The 18,663-nt window shown below is 64.1% G+C and carries 19 protein-coding genes; 9 read left to right on the forward strand and 10 right to left on the reverse strand.

Features of this window, described 5'->3' with window-relative positions:
* Window positions 1-93: 93 nt before the first annotated feature.
* A complete protein-coding gene (locus QZ709_RS09265) occupies window positions 94-345 on the reverse strand; it encodes a hypothetical protein (protein ID WP_294636986.1) in 252 nt (83 codons plus the stop codon).
* Window positions 346-675: 330 nt separating this feature from the next.
* Here QZ709_RS09265 and QZ709_RS09270 point away from each other — a divergent pair, with 330 nt between their 5' ends.
* On the forward strand, window positions 676-1,560 hold the full coding sequence (locus QZ709_RS09270; RefSeq protein ID WP_286747427.1) for a LysR family transcriptional regulator: 885 nt from the start codon (window positions 676-678) through the stop codon (window positions 1,558-1,560).
* A 159-nt stretch (window positions 1,561-1,719) separates the two neighbouring features.
* On the opposite strand, the gene QZ709_RS09275 is transcribed toward QZ709_RS09270, so the two are convergent.
* Window positions 1,720-1,869, reverse strand: coding sequence for a hypothetical protein (locus QZ709_RS09275; protein ID WP_286747426.1), 150 nt, complete (start codon window positions 1,867-1,869; stop codon window positions 1,720-1,722).
* A gap of 132 nt (window positions 1,870-2,001) precedes the next feature.
* Here QZ709_RS09275 and msuE point away from each other — a divergent pair, with 132 nt between their 5' ends.
* The 4 genes from msuE (at window position 2,002) to QZ709_RS09295 (ending at window position 5,882) form a co-directional block, all read left to right on the forward strand.
* A complete protein-coding gene (msuE, locus tag QZ709_RS09280) occupies window positions 2,002-2,595 on the forward strand; it encodes an FMN reductase (protein ID WP_286747425.1) in 594 nt (197 codons plus the stop codon).
* Between the two features lie 56 nt (window positions 2,596-2,651).
* Window positions 2,652-3,665 carry a DUF1852 domain-containing protein gene (locus tag QZ709_RS09285; RefSeq protein WP_286747423.1) on the forward strand — a complete coding sequence of 338 codons (1,014 nt, stop codon included), beginning with the start codon at window positions 2,652-2,654 and terminating at the stop codon, window positions 3,663-3,665.
* A 53-nt stretch (window positions 3,666-3,718) separates the two neighbouring features.
* The gene (locus QZ709_RS09290) at window positions 3,719-4,744 is read left to right on the forward strand and encodes a methionine synthase (RefSeq protein ID WP_286747421.1); all 1,026 of its coding nucleotides are present in this window, start codon (window positions 3,719-3,721) and stop codon (window positions 4,742-4,744) included.
* Between the two features lie 130 nt (window positions 4,745-4,874).
* Window positions 4,875-5,882: a bile acid:sodium symporter family protein gene (locus tag QZ709_RS09295; RefSeq protein ID WP_286747420.1), complete on the forward strand. Its 1,008-nt coding sequence runs from the start codon at window positions 4,875-4,877 to the stop codon at window positions 5,880-5,882.
* Window positions 5,883-6,072: 190 nt separating this feature from the next.
* Here the strand turns inward: QZ709_RS09295 and QZ709_RS09300 are convergent, their stop codons facing one another.
* The 6 genes from QZ709_RS09300 to QZ709_RS09325 all read right to left on the reverse strand — a co-directional run bounded on the left by QZ709_RS09300 (window position 6,073) and on the right by QZ709_RS09325 (window position 11,283).
* The gene (locus QZ709_RS09300; protein ID WP_286747418.1) at window positions 6,073-6,528 is read right to left on the reverse strand and encodes a chromate resistance protein ChrB domain-containing protein; all 456 of its coding nucleotides are present in this window, start codon (window positions 6,526-6,528) and stop codon (window positions 6,073-6,075) included.
* Window positions 6,529-6,554: 26 nt separating this feature from the next.
* Window positions 6,555-7,715: a chromate transporter gene (locus QZ709_RS09305; protein WP_286747416.1), complete on the reverse strand. Its 1,161-nt coding sequence runs from the start codon at window positions 7,713-7,715 to the stop codon at window positions 6,555-6,557.
* 531 nt (window positions 7,716-8,246) lie between these two features.
* On the reverse strand, window positions 8,247-8,672 hold the full coding sequence (gene arsC / locus QZ709_RS09310; protein WP_294636987.1) for an arsenate reductase (glutaredoxin): 426 nt from the start codon (window positions 8,670-8,672) through the stop codon (window positions 8,247-8,249).
* A 23-nt stretch (window positions 8,673-8,695) separates the two neighbouring features.
* Window positions 8,696-9,580 (reverse strand): universal stress protein, encoded by an 885-nt coding sequence (locus QZ709_RS09315; RefSeq protein WP_294636988.1) that lies wholly within the window; start codon window positions 9,578-9,580, stop codon window positions 8,696-8,698.
* 82 nt (window positions 9,581-9,662) lie between these two features.
* Window positions 9,663-10,637: a DMT family transporter gene (locus QZ709_RS09320; protein WP_294636989.1), complete on the reverse strand. Its 975-nt coding sequence runs from the start codon at window positions 10,635-10,637 to the stop codon at window positions 9,663-9,665.
* 37 nt (window positions 10,638-10,674) lie between these two features.
* Window positions 10,675-11,283: a DNA-3-methyladenine glycosylase I gene (locus QZ709_RS09325; RefSeq protein WP_294636990.1), complete on the reverse strand. Its 609-nt coding sequence runs from the start codon at window positions 11,281-11,283 to the stop codon at window positions 10,675-10,677.
* 203 nt (window positions 11,284-11,486) lie between these two features.
* On the opposite strand from QZ709_RS09325, the gene QZ709_RS09330 reads away from it, so the two are divergent.
* The 3 genes from QZ709_RS09330 (at window position 11,487) to glgX (ending at window position 14,898) form a co-directional block, all read left to right on the forward strand.
* On the forward strand, window positions 11,487-12,032 hold the full coding sequence (locus tag QZ709_RS09330; RefSeq protein WP_294636991.1) for a hemerythrin domain-containing protein: 546 nt from the start codon (window positions 11,487-11,489) through the stop codon (window positions 12,030-12,032).
* Between the two features lie 16 nt (window positions 12,033-12,048).
* Window positions 12,049-12,603, forward strand: a complete 555-nt coding sequence (locus QZ709_RS09335) for a hypothetical protein (RefSeq protein WP_294636992.1) — start codon at window positions 12,049-12,051, stop codon at window positions 12,601-12,603.
* Between the two features lie 108 nt (window positions 12,604-12,711).
* A complete protein-coding gene (gene glgX / locus QZ709_RS09340; protein ID WP_294636994.1) occupies window positions 12,712-14,898 on the forward strand; it encodes a glycogen debranching protein GlgX in 2,187 nt (728 codons plus the stop codon).
* 12 nt (window positions 14,899-14,910) lie between these two features.
* Here the strand turns inward: glgX and QZ709_RS09345 are convergent, their stop codons facing one another.
* A complete protein-coding gene (locus QZ709_RS09345) occupies window positions 14,911-16,491 on the reverse strand; it encodes a PAS domain-containing methyl-accepting chemotaxis protein (RefSeq protein WP_294636995.1) in 1,581 nt (526 codons plus the stop codon).
* Between the two features lie 193 nt (window positions 16,492-16,684).
* On the opposite strand from QZ709_RS09345, the gene QZ709_RS09350 reads away from it, so the two are divergent.
* A complete protein-coding gene (locus tag QZ709_RS09350) occupies window positions 16,685-17,434 on the forward strand; it encodes a sulfite exporter TauE/SafE family protein (RefSeq protein ID WP_294636996.1) in 750 nt (249 codons plus the stop codon).
* Here QZ709_RS09350 and QZ709_RS09355 read toward each other — a convergent pair.
* The gene (locus tag QZ709_RS09355) at window positions 17,428-18,597 is read right to left on the reverse strand and encodes a glycerophosphodiester phosphodiesterase (protein ID WP_294636997.1); all 1,170 of its coding nucleotides are present in this window, start codon (window positions 18,595-18,597) and stop codon (window positions 17,428-17,430) included. The two genes, QZ709_RS09350 and QZ709_RS09355, sit on opposite strands and share 7 nt — an antisense overlap.
* Window positions 18,598-18,663: the final 66 nt, after the last annotated feature.

Consider the following 18,663-nt stretch of genomic DNA (forward strand, 5'->3'; position numbering starts at 1 on the left):
GTGCTCACGTTGATCACTCCTGCACCCCACTGCTGCAAAAAACAGCAGGGTAGGTGGATAACGTGGCTCAAAATTGGGCGTGACGGATGCCCTTTAGTGGCTCAGTTTTGCTCGTGATTCAACAGCCTTGACTTCGCCAAGGGTCTGAAACTCAGAGACAAGCTCAGACCAGCGCGGCGAAAGTCGAACCTTGTGCGGCAGATCGGGGGCGTCATGAGTTTGAATTCGCCATCCGGCAGCCGCCATTTGCATGCCGGTCTCATCGACGGCGTCGAGGTGACACGCCATCGGCAAGTGATGCAAAGCTTCTGTCTGAGCTTTACTTGACAAGGCGTGTATCAACATCGGGCTTCCTTCTCATGGGGGTGAAGTGCACCATCATGATAATGCGAATCGTTCGCATTTGCAATTTATGCACCCGATTTTTGAGTGACATTGCGATCTGGCAGGGCCGCAGCCTCACGAGGGTGTCGGAACGACGAGAAGCAGCCCGCCACCTACAGCGGTGTAGCGTTGCATGGAGTGACGGCACTTGCCTCTCTGCCTGCGGCTTGGTGGCGCCGTCGGTGGTCAAAGGTGGGCCGGTCAAGCCATCAACAGGCGAGCGTTCACGAATGATTCGACATGAAATAGAATGGAAACTATTAATGCATCCATGAGCATTATTCATTCATCGTGTTGGAGCGCATTCACCTGGCCATCGTCCAGGAGGTCGAAAAGCAAGGCTCGCTCACCGCAGCGGCGGATGTGCTGTGCGTGACGCAATCTGCACTCAGCCATTCGATGAAGAAGCTGGAGCAGCAGTTGGGCACGGACATCTGGCTGCGCGAGGGCCGCAGCCTGCGATTGACTCAGGCAGGGCAGTACGTGCTGGCAGTGGCCAACCGCGTGCTGCCACAACTCGATTTGGCCGAAGAGCGCCTGCGCCAGTTCGCACAAGGCGAACGCGGCACACTGCGCATCGGCATGGAGTGCCACCCCTGTTACCAGTGGCTGCTCAAAATCGTGTCGCCCTACCTGGCCGACTGGCCCGATGTGGAGGTGGACGTCAAACAGAAGTTCCAGTTCGGCGGCATCGGCGCGCTGTTTGGCTACGAGATCGACATGCTCGTCACGCCCGACCCGCTGCACAAACCCGGCCTGCACTTCGAGCCCGTGTTTGATTACGAGCAGGTGCTGGTGGTGCCTTTCGATCACCCATTGGCGGGCGCGGCCCACGTCAAGCCCAAGCACTTGACCAACGAGGTGCTCATCACCTACCCGGTGCCCACCGACCGTCTCGACATCTACACACAGTTTTTGATGCCTGCAGGCATTGCGCCAAATCGGCACAAGACCATCGAGACCACAGACATCATGATGCAGATGGTGGCCAGTGGCCGGGGCGTGGCGGCGCTGCCGCGTTGGCTGGTGCAAGAGTACGCAAGAAGGATGGACGTGGTGGCTGTGCGCCTGGGGCCCAAGGGCATCGGCAAGCAGATCCACCTGGGTGTGCGCGAGGCGGACACCAACATCGATTACCTCCAGGCCTTCATTGAGCTGGCGCGTCGCTCGGCCTGACACCTCAGCAGGTTGTCGAATCGTCGTTGCCGTAGAACTTCACGCCCAGTTGGATGTGCCCTCTGCCGCTCAGCGAGTGGTGCAGGCTGGTATTGCGCCGTGAATGGACGCAGCCGCAACGCGTTCTCTGGTGGAAATTCTCGCGCCTGCTGATCTCGATCAGGCGAGCAGAGCCAACGTCTTTGCGCCAGTTGTGGCAGCAGCAGCCGAAACCCCCATGACCTCGCCCGACCACGGCGCGCCGCAGGAATGCTGCATCACCTTGTCATGTCCGCCGGGCAGCAGCTTGCCTTCGACGGTGGGGGGCATCTTCGATGCTCCGGTGTCGCGACTCAAAGTTGAATGAATATTTCTCATGCATTGGTGAGAAAAGACCATTTTACGTCATTGGCTCAACTCAATACCATGGCGCCACTTGCATCACTCCACACGAAAGCAACCATGACACGACCTCTCCGCGTGGTGGCGGTTTCCGGCGCACTGCAAAGCCCTTCCAAATCGGCAGGCCTGGCTCAGCACCTGCTGAATCTGATCACTGAACAAATGCCCTGCCAGCCACGCCTGGTCGATCTGGGCCTGCTGGCGCCGCAACTCACGGGCGCGGTCTGGCGCACCCAGGTGCCCGATGCCGTGTCGCAGGCGCTGACCGCCGTCGAGCAGGCCGATGTGCTGGTCGTGGCCACCCCGGTGTTTCGCGCTTCGTACACGGGCTTGTTCAAGCACTTCTTCGACCTCATCGAACAAGACGCCCTGATCGACACGCCCGTCTTGCTGGCCGCCAATGGCGGCAGCGAGCGCCATGCCCTGGTGATCGACCACCAACTGCGCCCCCTGTTCAGCTTCTTCCAGGCCCGCACCTTGCCGCTGGGCGTCTACGCCACCGACAAGGATTTCGTGGATCGACGTCTGAGCGACGAGGCCGTGATCGAGCGCGCCAGGTTGGCCGTTCAACGCGCCGTGCCGCTGCTCGAATTGACCCGCCAGTGCCTCCGTGACGCGCTGCCATCAGTAGCCGAGCAGATGCTCGCTGCTTGAAACCAGCGACGCTCTCCGCCGCCCTTCACACCTGACTCCTTGCAAAGAACGCCGTCATGAGCAACGCCTTCACGTTCAGCCTCCAAAGCATTTGGTTCGATGAGAACTACCAACCGGCAGACAGCACGCGCCTGACCACCAATTTCGCCAACCTGGCGCGTGGTGAGAGCCGGCAGCAGAACCTGCGCAGAGCGCTGAAGATGATCGACAACCGTTTCAATGACCTGGCGCATTGGGACAACCCCACGGGTGATCGCTACGCGGTCGAGCTCGAGATCGTCTCGGTCGAAATGGACATTGGCGTGCAGACCAGCGCGGTGTTTCCGCTGATCGAGATCTTGCACACCCACATCGTCGACAAGAAACTGAACCGACGCATCGACGGCATCGTGGGCAACAACTTCTCGTCGTATGTGCGCGATTACGACTTCAGTGTCGTGCTGCCCGAGTACAACGCCGACCGGGCGCAGTTCAGCATTCCGGACGACTTCGGCGTGCTGCATGGCAAGCTATTCAAACAATTCGTCCAATCCAGCACCTACCAGGAACGCTTCAGCAAGTTGCCGGTCATTTGCCTGAGCGTGGCCACCAGCAAGACCTACCGGCGCACGGCCAATGAGCACCCTATCCTGGGCGTGGAGTACCAGCAAAGCGAGCTGTCATCGACCGACCAGTACTTCGCGAAGATGGGGATGCAGGTGCGCTTTTTCATGCCGCCCAAGAGCGTGGCCCCTTTGGCCTTCTACTTCTTTGGCGACCTACTGGCTGACTACACCGATCTCGAACTGATCGGCACCATCAGCACGATGGAGACTTTCCAGCGCATTTACCGCCCCGAGATCTACAACGCGAACTCGGTGGCAGGCCAGGTGTATCAACCCAGCCTGAGCTACGACGATTACTCGTTGACGCAGATCGTCTACGACCGGGTGGAGCGCAGCCAGTTGGCCGTCAAGCAGGGCAAGTTCACGCAAGAGCATTTCATCCAACCGCACCAGGACATCCTGGCGCAGTGGGCCGCCCAGTTTGACCAGCCTGGCCAACGCGCTGAACTTGCTCAGGCCGCCTGAATGGCCTGAGCCGAGCCCCGATACCCACCTCGTTTGCCTTGAAAGCCCCCTCGATGTTCGAAACCTCCATCACCGGCAGCCTGCCCAAACCCGCCTGGCTGGCCGAAACCCACAAGCTCTGGCCCCAATGGGCGGCGCAAGGCGATGCGCTCCTGCAGGCCAAGGCCGATGCGACCCTGCTGTGGATCAAGGCCCAGGAAGACGCCGGGCTGGACATCGTGTGCGACGGCGAGCAGTCGCGCCAGCACTTCGTGCACGGCTTTCTGGAGCAGGTCGAGGGCATCGACTTCGAGCACAAGGTGAAGATGGGCATCCGCGACAACCGCTACGACGCGATGGTGCCGCAGGTGGTCTCAGAGTTGCGCCTGAAGGGCCGCGTGCACGCCTTCGAGGCCCAACTGGCGCGCGCGCACACCAAGAAGAAGCTGAAGTTCACCCTGCCTGGCCCCATGACCATCGTGGACACGGTGGCAGACCGCTTCTATGGTGACAAAGCCAAGATGGCCTTCGCCTTCGCTGAGCTGCTCAACCAGGAGGCCCTGGCGCTGCAGGCCGATGGCGTGGACATCATCCAGTTCGACGAGCCTGCCTTCAACGTCTACATGAAAGACGTGGCCGACTGGGGCGTGAAGGCGCTGGAGCGCGCCGCGCAAGGCCTGAGCTGCAAGACCGTGGTGCACATCTGCTATGGCTACGGCATCCAGGCCAACACCGACTGGAAAAGCACCCTGGGCGATGAATGGCGTCAGTACGAAACCGTTTTTCCAGCGCTGGCCCAAAGCAGCATCGACCAGGTGAGCCTGGAATGCATGCACTCGCGCGTGCCGCTTGAGCTGCTGCGGCTGCTGGAGGGCAAGGATGTGCTGGTAGGCGTGATCGATGTGGCCACCGATGTGATAGAGACGCCTGAGGAAGTGGCCGACGCCATCGGCCAAGCCTTGCAGTTTGTGCCCAAAGAGCGGCTGTTTCCATGCACGAACTGCGGCATGGCGCCCATGTCGCGGGAGGTGGCTCAGCGCAAGCTACGAGCCCTGGCCGAGGGCACGAAGCTGGCCAAGGCGCGCTTGGCCTCGAATTGAGCGCCGGCCCCTTCCAGCCGGGGTCTTGTGGATGGGGATGGTCGCGCCTGCGCTGCGGGCGCGACCTTTGTTTTTGAAGACATGACGTGGTGAGTTCGAAATGGTGAAGGGTTTGAAGCCGATGGGGTCCATGAGCAGGATGGCGGGCCGCCATCTCCAGCGTGGAGCGATCGATTGGTTCCTGATGGGCATGGTGGGCGCTGTGCTGCTGGCATCGGTGGCGCCGGACCTGGGCCGCACCGGTGGCCTGCTGCGCCTGGACGTGGTGGGGGACATTGGCGTCTTCCTGATCTTCTTCCTGCACGGCATGGGCCTTAGCACCGACAGTCTCAAACACGGTGCCTCGCGCTGGAAGCTGCACCTGACGGTGCAGATCAGCACCTTCGCGCTTTTCCCACTGTGGTGGTTCGCGCTCAATGCGCTGGTGGGCCGCCACATCCCGCACGACCTGCTGCTGGGCTTCTTCTACCTGGCGGTGCTGCCGTCCACGGTGTCATCGTCTGTGGCGATGACGGCGATGGCTCGTGGCAACGTGGCGGCGGCCGTGCTCAACGCCAGCTTGTCGACCCTGCTGGGCGTGGTGCTGACGCCGTTGCTGGCCAGCCTGGTGTTCAGTGGCGCGGCCGACGGCCAGGCCATGGACGTGGGCGACACCATGCTCAAGGTGGCCAAGATGTTGCTGTTGCCCTTCGTGTTGGGGCAGTTGCTGCGCCCGGTGGTGGGGGCTTGGTTCCAGAAGGTCAAACCCTGGACGACCAAGGTCGACCGCACCGTGATCCTGCTGCTGGTGCTGAGTTCGTTCAGCGACTCGGTGGCCGATGGCCTGTGGAGCAAGCATGGCCTGGGCCTGATGGCGATGACGGCCGTGGGCGTGTGCCTGTTCTTGTTCCCCTTTCTGTGGCTGACCAAGCGCATCGCCAAGGCCCTGAACTTCCCGGTCGAAGACGAGATCGTGGCCGTGTTCTGCGGCTCCAAGAAGACGCTGGCCTCGGGCGTGCCCATGGCCAAGCTGCTGTTCGGCGGCAACCCGGCCTTGGGGGTGCTGGTGCTGCCCATCATGTTCTACCACCAGCTGCAGCTGTTCGTGTGCTCGGTGATGGCCAGGCGCTATGCGGAGCGGGGTGAGGTGGTGCACTGACAAGCACGAGCGAGCGGGCAGTACCTCCCATTGCCCGACGGCCACAAGAAGGTGCTGCCGCAACAACACTGACCAAAGACCGGCAGCACTCGGCAAGACAGGCGTTCTACTCCACGAACGAGCCGCAGTGCCGCTCACTCACCCGATCCAGATGCGCCAGCGGCTGCGTATCGTACGCACCGGCACTGACTCAGGCCATCCCTTGTGGCCAGGTGTGCGTCTCGCCTTGGCAAGATTGGCACCAGGCAAACAGAGCGTCGTACATCACCATGCCGTGACTCAACATTTCGTGATCGTCGGCAAACTTGCGCGACAGGCCCAGAGACAAGGCATACAGCCCCGCTGATTGCGGAGTGAGGTCAAGCCGGTCGGTATCAGCACCTCGAACGATGGTGGCCAATTGCTGCAGGGCTGGATCGCTCAACTCGTATTTCCGAAGGAAGGCGTCGAAGCTGCACAGCTCGCCCACATGCGACATCTCCACACCGGGGATGTCATAGGGTGTGGCGCTTTGGCTTACTGCTGTCGCTAACACTTGATTGGCTGGCACGTACAGAAACTCAGCTTGAGGATCAATGAAGCGCTGGATCAGCCACGGACATGCAATCCGGTCGATCTTGGGACGTTCTCGTGTCACCCATTTCATGGTCAATCTCCTCTGTGCAAACGGCATCAGTGACGGAAAGGGAACAAGGCCATGCCCACCAATGCAGCGGCCAGGATGATCCAAGGCTCTTGAACTTTTTTGAAACGCCACAGAATGGCTACCACTACCAGCGCCGTGAGGATGGTGGGCAGATCAACCAGCGAGCGTTTGGCAAGCACCACGACCGACCCGGTGATCGCGCCCACGGCCGCAGCCGTCACCCCGTCGATGAAGGCCAGCAAGCCTGGTCGCTTGCCATGCTTCTTGAAGTAAGGCGCAGGCCCGATGGTAAGCAGGTAGCAGGGAAGGAACGTTGCCAATGCGGCCACGCAGGCACCCGGCAGGCCCGCGACCAAGTAGCCAATGAAGCCCACCGTTATGACCACTGGGCCTGGTGTGATCATGGCCACGGCCACCGCATCAACGAACTGCTTCTCAGTGAGCCAGTGAAAGTCGTGAACCACCCCGCCGTAAAGGAACGGCACGATGGCCAGGCCCGAACCAAACACGAAGGTGCCAGCCTTGGCAAAGAACACCCCGATTTGCGTCAGGATGGCCGGGTCAGTGGTAAGTGACACACTTACAGCGGGGATCGCAGGCACGAGCGCCATTGCAGCATTCGACGAAAGCCGGGCTGATGGTCGCCACTTGGTACGCCATAGCCAGACCGTCACACCTGCGGCAATGAATAGTGACGCAATTTCCGACTCAGTGATGATGGTGGTGGTGGCTGTGATAGCCCAGATCGCCCACAGCAACTTGTCCTTGCCCAGGCTCTTGGTGGTGAGCTTCTGGGCGCTCATGGCGATGATGCCGATGACGGCTGCGCCCACGCCGTAGAACGTGGCCTGCATCCAGGTCAGCCCACCGAAGCGGGTGTAGGCCCATCCCAAGGCAACCACCATCAGGAAAGACGGCAGCACGAATGCGATGCCAACCAAGGTGGCACCCAGGGTGCGATAGTGGACGTAGCCCAGGTAGATGGCCAGTTGCGCGGCCATGGGCCCTGGCATCAACTGGGCCAGGGCGATACCTTCCTTGTAGTCCTCATCGCTGATCCAGCGGCGCTGCTCGACCAAGTCGCGATACATGTAGCCCGCCAGTGCCACAGGGCCACCAAAACCGATGGTGCCCAGACGCAGCATGTAGGCAACGACTTGCCAGAGTGAGTAACTAGGGCCGCTCATTGAGCACCTCCAGGCATCACAAATGCTGCTGACAAAAAAGAGAAGTCAGCACCGAAAGCTGAAATCAGTGAAAGACTGAAAGTGCGCGCGAGGCTTATTGGCCTTTTCAAGACGAACTCCTACCTGGGCTTGAGCCCATGGTCAGGAGCAGTGCTTGGACGCTAAGCGTCTTGTGCTTGCGGGGAGGACCGCTCTTACCCCCGCGTCGGGAGTCTATCACCCACCGCGACAGCATCTGTTCACGAGTTCGTGCCGCGGTTGCGTGCAAAGGGCGGGCGCTTTAGCCGCACCTCAGCCACAGCATATCGGGATTACCCTAACCCAAAAGCGGGACTCACTGCACCGAAACCGAGATCACCCCTGTTCGGGCTGCATTCCGGCGCGGCGCTGGCCACCGTGGTCGGCGTGCTGGTCGAGGTGCCCGTGATGCTGTCGCTGGTGGCACTGGTCAACCGCAGCAAGGGGTGGTACGAGCGCCAGCCCGACGGGGCCACCTGCCCCACCGCCGCGCGCTGACGCGCACGCAGCGGCTCAGACGCGCCGCTGCCCATTGGCGTCGATCACCACCTCACCGTCCTCTTTGGTGAACGGCCCCTGCTGCGGGTGGTGGAGGATGTCCAGCACCTTCTCCGAAGGCCGGCACAAGGCCGTGCCCTTCGGGGTCACGACGATGGGTCGGTTGATCAGGATGGGGTGGGCGACCATGAAGTCCAGCAACTGGTCATCGGTCCACTTGGGATCGGCCAGCCCCAGTTCGTCATACAGATCGCCCTTGGCGCGCAGCACGTCGCGCACCCCCAGCCCGGCATCGGCGATCAGCTTGACCAGCTGCGCGCGGCTGGGCGGCGTTTCCAGATACAGGATCACCTGCGGTTCGATGCCGGCGTTGCGAATCAAGGCCAGCGTGTTGCGCGAGGTGCCGCACTTGGGGTTGTGGTAGATCAGGGTGTCGGTCATGGTGGCATTGTGCCGCGCCCGGCTCACACCGACATCAGCACATCGCCCTGCGACTGCGCCAACACCTGCTTGGTCACGCTGCCCAGCAGCCAGTCCTGAAGCAGGCTGGCACCGTGCTTGCCGATCACGATCAGGTCGCTGTCGCACTCCTGCTCTTGCTCGACGATGCGGGAAGTGGGGTCGCCGTGGGCCACCACGAGGCTGGAGCGGGCAGCAGACAGGCCCGCTTCCTCGCGCAGCGCCTGCAGCTTCTGGATGGCCTCCTCGCGGGCCACGATGCGGTAGTGGTGGATGGTGTCCTCGTCCACGCTGGCGTAACGCAGATGGCCTTCGAACGGCACATCGAAGGCGTGCATCAGCACGATGTCGGCGTCGGGCGCCACGGTGCGTGCCGTGTGGATGGCCCGCAAGGACGACGGGGAGAAGTCGACGGGGATCAGCACGCGCCGGTAGGATTCGTGCGGAGGTTGTTTGACCACCAGCACCGGGCATGACGCCGTGCTCAGGATGCGCAGGGCGGTGGTGCCCAGCACCATGTGGCGAATGACGCTTTCGCCCCGCGCACCGCAGACCAGCAGATCCGGGCCGAGGGCAGTCAGTTGCCGGGACAGTTCCGGGAGCAGCCCCCCGGCCACAGCCTGGACAGTCGGTTCGACGCTGTAGCGCCGCTGCAGGGTCTCGGCCAGCGCCTGCAACTTCTGCTGCGCTGCGCCCAGAACCCGTGTCTCGAGGTCGGCTGGTTCCGCGTTCATCAACTGGCGCAGGCGGTCCAGCGGGCCCAGGTCGGCGACGTGCAACAGGTCGAGGTCGGCGCCGAGCTGCTGGCACATCAACGCAGCGCGCTCGGCGGCATGGCGGGCGGGCGCGGACAGGTCTGTGGCGGCCAGGATGCGGGTATGCGGGGTCATTGGGTCCTCCTCAAGCGGGCGAGGGCTTCGCCTTCATGGGCAACGCCCCATTATTGGCCTCAGGCGCGAGGCTGAGACCCATTCAGTGCGCCATCGGCTCGGCCTCTGCCGCCGGACGCAGCCCCCCGCCCTGCAAGGCCCACAGCACGCCGGCCACCAGCAGGGCGGCGCCGATCAGGGTGCCGGGCGGTGGCAGCACGCCGCGCAGGGCCAGGGCATAGGCGAGCGCGGCCAGGGTCTCGAAGACGATGAGCTGCCCGACGATGGCCGTGGGCAGGCGCTGGCTGGCCTCGTTCCAGCACAGTGTGCCGACCCACGATGCCAGCAGGCCGATGGCGAACATGGTGATGACGAAGGCCTCGGGCCGCGGGCCGAAGGGCATGGGGAATGCGTCGGCCCGAAAGCCGTTCCACAGCCCGAACCCGATGTAGCCGATGGCGGCCAGGGGCAGCGTGACCAGGCCCTGGGCCGTGGCCCAGGTGCGCGGGTTGCGATCCGGGTGGGCGCGCAGCCAGTCGGCATTGCGGATGGGGTACCAGGTCCAGCACACCACACCGCAGGCGGCCAGCAGCGCGCCCAGGCCGTAGTGAGACAGATCGAACCCACCCCGGTCGGCAAGCAAGGCCAGCTCGGCCCGGTTGACCAGAGCGATGCCGCCCAGGATGAGCCCGAGCGAGGGCAGCAGCCGCTGCCAGGGCAGCTTGCCATCACGCCAGGCGTTGCGGCCGTTGGCGCTCAGCGCAATGACCACGGGCAGCGTGCCGATGATGACCGTGGGCAAGGGAGCCCCGGCCAGCTGGATGGCGGTGGCCAGGAAGCAGTAGTACAGCAGGTTGCCCACCAGCGCGAGCTGGGTGGCCTCCCGCCAGTCCGAGCGGGTCAGCTGACGCAGGTTGGCACGGTCCAGCCAGCCCAGGGGCAGCGCGATCAGGCCGAAGGCCATGTAGCGCCCGAAGGACAGCAGCGCGGGCGGGTATTCCGGCAGCAGCACCGGGGCGATGAAGACGAGGCCCCAGACCAGGCCGGCAACGAGTGCAAAAAGGGTTCCGATCCACATCGGGCGGCATTATCCCCGCCCTGCCTCGGGGCCGTGTTCAGGTCGGTGGCTTGAAGCGCGCGCGCGCCGCGGCCACGTGCGCGCGGGTGACGCATTCAGCGGCATGGTCGTTGACCAGCCCCATGGCCTGCATGAAGGCGTAGGCTGTGGTTGGTCCGACGAACTTCCATCCCCGCTGGCGCAGCGCCTTGGACAGGGCGATGGAACCGGGGGTGGTGGCGACCAGTTCGGTGGGCGGGACGTCACGTTGGTCGCTCTCGTACCGCCAGAAGAAGGCCGCGAGCGAGCCGCACTCCTGCACCAGGTCCTTCGCCCGAGCGGCGTTGTGGATCACGGCTTCGATCTTCCCGCGATGGCGCACGATGCCCGGGTCGGCCAGCAGCCGCTGCACATCGGCCTCGCCGTAATCGGCGACCGCCTCGAAATCGAAGCCGGCAAACACCTCCCGGAAGCGGGGCCGCTTGTCCAGGATGGTTCGCCAGCTCAGGCCGGACTGGAAGCCTTCCAGGCAGATCTTCTCGAACAGGCGGCGGTCATCGGCCACCGGAAAGCCCCACTCCTGGTCGTGGTACGGGATGAACGACGGCGTGGCGCTGCACCAGCGGCAACGGGGCAGCCCGTCAGGGCCGGCAACAGTCTGGGTCATGGGGAGCTCCGTCAAGGGGCGGCGTGAGGGGGCATGAGGGCGGCATGCCGCTTCCAGCATATCAGCGCGGCGACGCGCGTTGAGGGGCGGGCACCGCGTTTGCCAGTCTGGTGTGTCCGCGCAAGAGCGCTGCGCACACAACCCCCTCCCCGCTGGCGGCGCGCTCGTTTTGCCCGCCCTGAGCATTCATGAAGGAAGACGTCATGCCCACATCCAAGTCCACCAGCACCAAGTCGAGTTCCTCGAAGTCTGCCTCGCATGGCAAGACCACGAGCCAGCCGGAAGCCGTCAAGCTGCTGGTCAAGGATCACCGCGAGGTGAGCAAGTTGTTCAAGGCCTACCAGAAGCTCGTCAAGGACGAGGCTTCGGCCGACGAGAAGACCGCCCTCGTGCAGGAGATCTGCACGATGCTGAAGGTCCACACGATGATCGAAGAGGAGATCTTCTATCCCGTGGCCCGTGACATCGTCGAGCAGGACATGGTCGACGAAGCCGTGGTCGAGCACGCGAGCGCCAAGGACCTGATTGCTCAGATCGAGGCCATGCAGCCCGATGAGGAACTGTACGACGCCAAGGTGACTGTGCTGGGCGAGTACATCGAGCACCACGTGAAGGAAGAAGAGGAAGAAATGTTCCCGAAGGTGACGAAGGCACGTTCCGACGTGGACTTCGACGAGCTTGGGGAGCAGATGAGCGCCCGAAAAGAAGAGCTCATGAGCGAGATGGGCGCCGACGGCGCAGTGCACTGAGACACGGAGAGAGAACATGGATACACCTGAATTGAACCCGACCGATCCCACCGTGGCGCCCTCCGAACTCACGGAAACCGCGATCCGGACTGCCGAGCAGATCTGCCAGATGAATGTGGCCGCCACCAGCGTGATGCTGCAGGCGCAGGCCCAGACGGCCTGCGCGCTGGGCATGCCCGACTGGTCCTCGGTCATTGCCGCAGGCAGCGAACAGACACGCCAGGTGCTGTCCGCTGGCACGGAGCAACTCGTGCAGGCGGCCCAGCAGACGGAAGCCGTCGTGGGTGAACTGCAGCGCAATGCATCGCAACTGATGGAGGACCAGGCCTCGCGCACGTCCCAGCTGATCCAGGACGGCATGGCGGAGTTGAGTCAGCAGACACGAGACCGCCTTGATCGCATCGAGGACTGGCGCGCGGAGGCGATCGACACCGCCACCTCAGGGGTGACCGCCATCCAGGACTGGGGGCAGTTGACGGCCGACGCCATGGATCATCTGCCCCGCCCTGACCTGCAGCTGGCGCCTTTGCCGCAAGCCGTGCAAGGTGTGCTGCCGGCCGGCCCTCGGTGAGGGCCTCCGAACCGGCCGTGTCGAATGGGCACGGTGCTTGCCCGATGTCGCATCCCCGAACCTTCCGCCACATCCACGGCGGAAGGACGAGGGCACAGGAGGCGGGTGATGGGTTCTGGATACGAGAGCGGGCGGCTGGCAGAAGGCTCGCCCTTTCCCCGGGGGGCCACTTACGATGGACACGGGGTCAACTTCGCGCTGTTCTCGGCGCATGCCACCAAGGTGGAGCTCTGCCTGTTCGATGAGGCTGGCGAGACCGAATGGGCTCGGGTGACCCTGCCCGAGTACACCGACGAGGTCTGGCACGGCTATCTGCCGGGACTGGGCCCGGGCACCCGCTACGCCTACCGTGTCCACGGCCCGTACGAGCCGGATGCCGGGCACCGCTTCAATCCGAACAAGCTGGTGCTGGATCCGTATGCCAAGGCGTTCATGGGCTCCCTGCAATGGGGCCCGGAACTGTTCGGCTACGAGATCGGGCACCCCGATGCGGACCTGAGCTTCGACACGCGCGACAGCGCCCACCTGATGCCCAAGTGCGTGGTGGTCGACTCGCGCTTCCAGTGGCAGCAAAGCGAGCGCTGGCGGGTGCCATGGGACCGCACCGTGCTGTACGAGTTGCATGTGCGCGGCTATACGCAACGGCATCCTGATGTCCCCGAACACCTGCGGGGCACGTTTGCCGGCCTGGCTCATGACGCCGTGATCGAGCGCATCCGCAGGCTGGGTGTCACCTCGGTCGAGTTGCTTCCTGTGCAGATGTTCGTGGACCAGCCCTATCTGCTGGACAAGGGGCTACGCAACTACTGGGGCTACGACACGCTGGGCTTCTTCGCCCTGCACCCGCGCTACCTGAGCGCGCCAACCATCGACGAGTTCAAGTACATGGTTCAGCGCTTTCATGCGGCGGGCCTGGAGGTAATTCTGGACGTCGTGTACAACCACACGCCGGAAGGCAACGAGCTGGGGCCGACCCTGTGCTTCAAGGGCGTCGACAACGCCAGCTACTACCGCCTTCTGCCCGATCAGCCGCGTTATTACATCAACGACACGGGCACAGGCAACACGGTGAACCTGAGCCACCCGCGCGTGCTGCAGACGGTGACGGACAGCCTGCGTTACTGGGCCACCGAGATGCGCGTCGACGGCTTCCGCTTCGACCTGGCGACCATCCTGGCGCGCGAACCCCATGGCTATGACGAGGGAGGCGGCTTTCTCGACAGCTGCCGCCAGGACCCGGTGCTCTCGTCGATCAAGCTGATTGCCGAGCCGTGGGACTGCGGCCCCGGCGGCTACCAAGTGGGAGGGTTTCCGCCGGGCTGGGCGGAATGGAACGACACCTTCCGCGACACCGTGCGCGCGTTCTGGAAAGGCGACGAGGGCCAGGTGGCCGAGCTGGCTGCGCGGCTGACGGCCTCGGGCGACAAGTTCAACCGGCGCGGGCGCCGACCCTGGGCCAGCGTCAACTTCATCACCGCCCATGATGGCTTCACCTTGCATGACCTGGTGAGCTACAACGACAAGCACAACGAGGCCAATGGCGAGGACAACCGCGATGGCCACGCCGACAACCGCTCGTGGAACTGTGGCGCCGAGGGCCCGACCTCCGACCCGGACGTGTGCCGACTGCGCGAGCGTCAGAAGCGCAACCTGCTGGCGACGCTGTTGTTGTCACAAGGCACGCCGATGCTGTTGGCGGGCGACGAGTTCGGTCGAACCCAGCAAGGCAACAACAACGCTTACTGCCAGGACAATGAGACCTCGTGGGTGGACTGGGAGGCCATCGATGACGAGGGCCGCAGCCTGACCGACTTCGTGCAACGCCTGCTGGCGCTGCGGCAGGCCTTGCCGGTTCTGCGACGCAACCGCTTCCTGACGGGTGCCTGGAGCGATGAGCTGGAAGTCAGGGACTGCGCCTGGGTCGACCCGCAGGGGCAGGACCTGTCGGAGGCGCAATGGCACGATCCAAACCAGAAGTGGCTGGGGCTGTTGATCGACGGGCGTGCGCAGTCTTCCGGCATTGCACGGCCGTCGGGTGACGCCACGGTGCTGATTGTCCTCAATGCGGGTCACGAAGAGGTGACCTTCGTGCTCCCGGACGTGGCGGAGGCCCGATGCTGGGTGGCGGTGCTGGACACCGCGGAGCCTGTTCCACCTGATCCGGAGCGGAGGGAGGCGGGCAGCACGCATGTGTCGGCAGCAAGGTCCTTGCAGTTGCACGTGCTGGTCACGGATGACAGCGACGAGCACGCCCGAACCGTGCGCGAGGCGCTCGGGGCGCTGCACTCACCCTGAGTGGCTTGACGATCAGGCGACCCGGGCGTCCACTGCGTCCGGCAGCTTGAAGATCTGCACGGTCTCCTTGACCGCCTGCGCCGTGTGCGCCAGTGTCTGTGCCGATGCCGCCATGTCGTCCACCATGGCGGTGTTCTGCTGCGTGATGGTGTCGAGCTCGCTGACGGCGGCGTTGATCTGAGCGATCCCGGAGAGCTGCTCGTTTGCCTTCTGGCTGATCGTGTGGACCAGTGTGTTGACGCGTTCGACGCCCTTGACGGCGGCGACCATGGCAGCTTGAACGGCCTCCGTCTTGTCCCGGCCATCGGCCACCTTGGCCCCCGCCCGGTCGATGAGCGCGCGGATTTCCTTGGCGGCCGAGCCGGCGCGATGCGCCAGTGCTCGCACTTCCCCTGCGACGACCGCGAAGCCGCGGCCTTCATCACCCGCCCGCGCGGCCTCGACGGCGGCGTTCAGGGCAAGGATGTTGGTCTGGAAAGCAATGTCGTCGATGAGGTGTGTGATGTCGTTGATGCGGCTCGACGCCTCTTCGATCTCCCGCATGGTTTCGCCCAGTTCGTCGACGGCCTGGCGACTGCCTGCTGCCTGCTCGCTCACGTGCTGAGCGAGGTCCGAGGCCTGACGTGCCGAATCGGCACTCTCTGTGACCGTGCCCAGCATGCGTTCCATCGAGGCGGCTGTTTCCTGGAGCTGGCTGGCCTGGGCATCCGTCCGGCGCGACAGATCCTCGTTGCCGCGTGCAATCGTTTGGCTGCCATCGACCATGAGGACACTTTCCTCGCGCGCATCCCGCACGATCGACATCAGGGTGACGTTGAGTTGGTTGAGCGCGCGCTGCAATTGGCCCACCTCGTCGTCCCGGTGGTTGAGCCGCACGGGGGTGAGGTCTCCGGCGGCCATGCGGTGCGCACAGGCGATCAGCGTGCCGATGGGCTGGACCAGTCGGGCTCGCAGATAAGCCCAGGCCAGCAGCGCACAGCCGGCCTCGATCAGCAGGGACAGCCAGAGCCAGTCACCCCGTTGCGCCATGGCCGACAGCGTGGCGCTGCCCATCACGAGCGCCAGCAGCACACCCAGGACCTGCCCGCTCATGGGCAGGTGCAGACGATCGACCCACCGTGCGATGCCGTGCTGGCGCAACACCCGACCCTCGCGCAAGGTCGTGGTCACACGGCCCGACGCCTGCTCGGCCCGCATGCGGGCATACAGCTGCTCTGCCTGATCGATCTGCGCGCGGCTCAGTTCGGTCCGCACCGACATGTAGCCGATCGGCCTGCCTTCGGACAGCAAGGGGGTGGCGTTGGCCATGACCCAGTAGTGGTCGCCATTCTTGCGCCTGTTCTTCACTGGTGCAGACCAGGGCCGGCCCGACGAGATCGTGGCCCACATGTCCCGAAAGGCCTCTTCCGGCATGTCGGGGTGGCGGATCAGGTTGTGAGGCTGCCCGATCAACTCTTCCTTGGAGAAGCCGCTGACCTCGATGAAGCGCTGGTTGCAGTACAGGATCCGCCCCTGTCGGTCGGTGGTCGACACCAGAGTCTGGCCGGTTGGAAAGGGAAACTCGGTGCCTGTGACGGGGAGGTTGTGGCGCATGGTTGTCACCGTGGTTGACCATCAGTGCACTCACTTTATGACGCGTGCAACAGGATTTGTTACATCGCCTTCGTGAAAACCCTTGGATTGCCAAACCGATCACGGAATCTGTCCGGAAATGAGGGCGCAGCTCGCACACCGGTCCTCTGGCCGCGCTCTGTTAGGCTCTGGCGCGAATCGATGAAGGTGTGGCGTGAGCGGAGATCCGGTTTTCTGGTTGGTGGCGGCGTTGGCCGTCTTGCTGATGGGCCTGAGCAAGAGCGGCTTTGCGAGTGGATTCGGCGCGATGGCGACCCCTCTGCTTGCGCTGGTCGTTCCCGTGCCGGAGGCGGCGGCCATCATGTTGCCGTTGCTGTTGGTGATGGACGCCACCAGCGTGCACCAGCTCTGGCGTCACCGTGATCCGGCTCAGCTTCGACTCCTGCTGCCGGCGGGGCTGGTGGGCACCTTGCTGGGCATGGGCCTGTTCACGGCCGTGCCGGCCCATCTGCTGGCTGCCGTGGTGGGGGCGCTCACCCTGTTGTTCCTGGCGCAGCGGGTGCTCGCGCGGTCGCCGGCCACGGCCCGTGTGCCGTCCCGCTGGTTCGGGCGGGCCATGGGCGTGGCATCGGGCTTCACCAGCTTCATTGCCCACACTGGCAGCCCCCCGCTGAACGCCTATCTGCTGCCCACCCGCCCTTCCCCGCTCTCCTTCGCGGCCACCTCGGCCGTCTTCTTTGCGGCCATCAACCTCGCCAAGTGGCTGCCTTACTTCTGGCTCGGGCTGCTGGATGGTCAGCGCCTCCTGACCTCACTCGCCCTGGTGCCGCTGGCGCCCATCGGCGTGTGGGTCGGCGTCAGGCTGAGTCAGCGCATCAGCCCCCGAGCCTTTTTCTGGCTCGTGTACAGCGGCATGCTGGTGACGGGGCTGAAGCTGATCTGGGATGGCTTCAAGCCTCACTGATCGGCGACAAAGGCATCGCGTGCCTGCTTGCCCAGCCAGGGGTGATCGGTGAAGAAGCCGTTCATGCCCAGACGCAGGAAGGCCTTGACCTGGCCGGCCATGTCGCCCAGGTCAGCCGGGCTGCTGCTGCTGTCGAATTCGTTCGGCAGGAAGGTGTTCTCGGCCCGGAAGGTCCAACCGTGCACGAGCAGCCCGGCCGCATGGGCGTCCGCCACCAGCGAGGTGGGGGTGCCCAGGGTGCCGTTGCGCAATGGGATCATCAGGTTGGTGTTGGCCCCGATGCCGCTTGCATAGGCGGCGATCTCCTTGAGCCCGGCGGGCTTTGCCAGGTCGGCATAGCCGCGCGCATCGCCGCTGACGACGAAGTCATAAGGCTTGCCCGAACCGTTCAGCAACTGGATGAGCGGAAGACGCGTCATGCGGGCCAGGTCCTTGAGGTTGGCCACCTCGAACGACTGGATGAACACGGGGGCGTCCTTGCCGCGGTAGCCATTGCGGTGCAGGGTGCGCACCAGCGGCTCTTCCAGCGACAGGCCGATGCTGTCGAAGTAGGTCGGGTGCTTGGTTTCCGGATAAACCCCGATGGGCTTGACGCGGGCCGCAGCACGGACGCCGCCTTCGGCGAAGGCCTGTTGACGCCGACGCTGGTTGGCCTGCTCTACCAGTTCGAGGACCTCCTGCAGCGTCGGGATCTCGAACATGTTGTCGAAGCGGGTGTTGGCGGTGCGCAACTGGGGCAGGCGTTCGCGTGCGCGCAGCGTCTTGAGTTCGGCCAGGGTGAAATCTTCGGTGAACCAGCCGGTGATGGCCGTCCCGTCGATCACCTTCGTCGTCTTGCGCGACAGGAACTCCGGGCGTTCGGCGACGTCGGTCGTGGCTTCCCGGATGCTGCCATCCGGGTTGACGATGGCGATCGCGTTCTCATGGCGTGCCACCAGCACGCCGTCCTTGGTGCTGACCAGATCGGGCTCGACATAGTCTGCGCCCTGCTCGATGGCCAGCCAGTAGGCAGCCAGGGTGTGCTCGGGCACATAGCCGCTGGCGCCACGGTGGGCAATCACCAGGGGTTGGGCGCCGTGCGCGGCATCCGGGCCGGGGCGATGCGCCGCGGCATGGTGCGCGGCAAGGGCCAGTGCGAGGGCGCTGAGGGTCAGTCGGATCATTGAGTGGACTCCTGTTTTGAGGCATGAGGACGGGGATGCCGTTCCAGTCTCGCCACACGATGTGTC

Source organism: uncultured Aquabacterium sp. (assembly GCF_913773725.1).
Taxonomy (GTDB): domain Bacteria; phylum Pseudomonadota; class Gammaproteobacteria; order Burkholderiales; family Burkholderiaceae_C; genus Aquabacterium.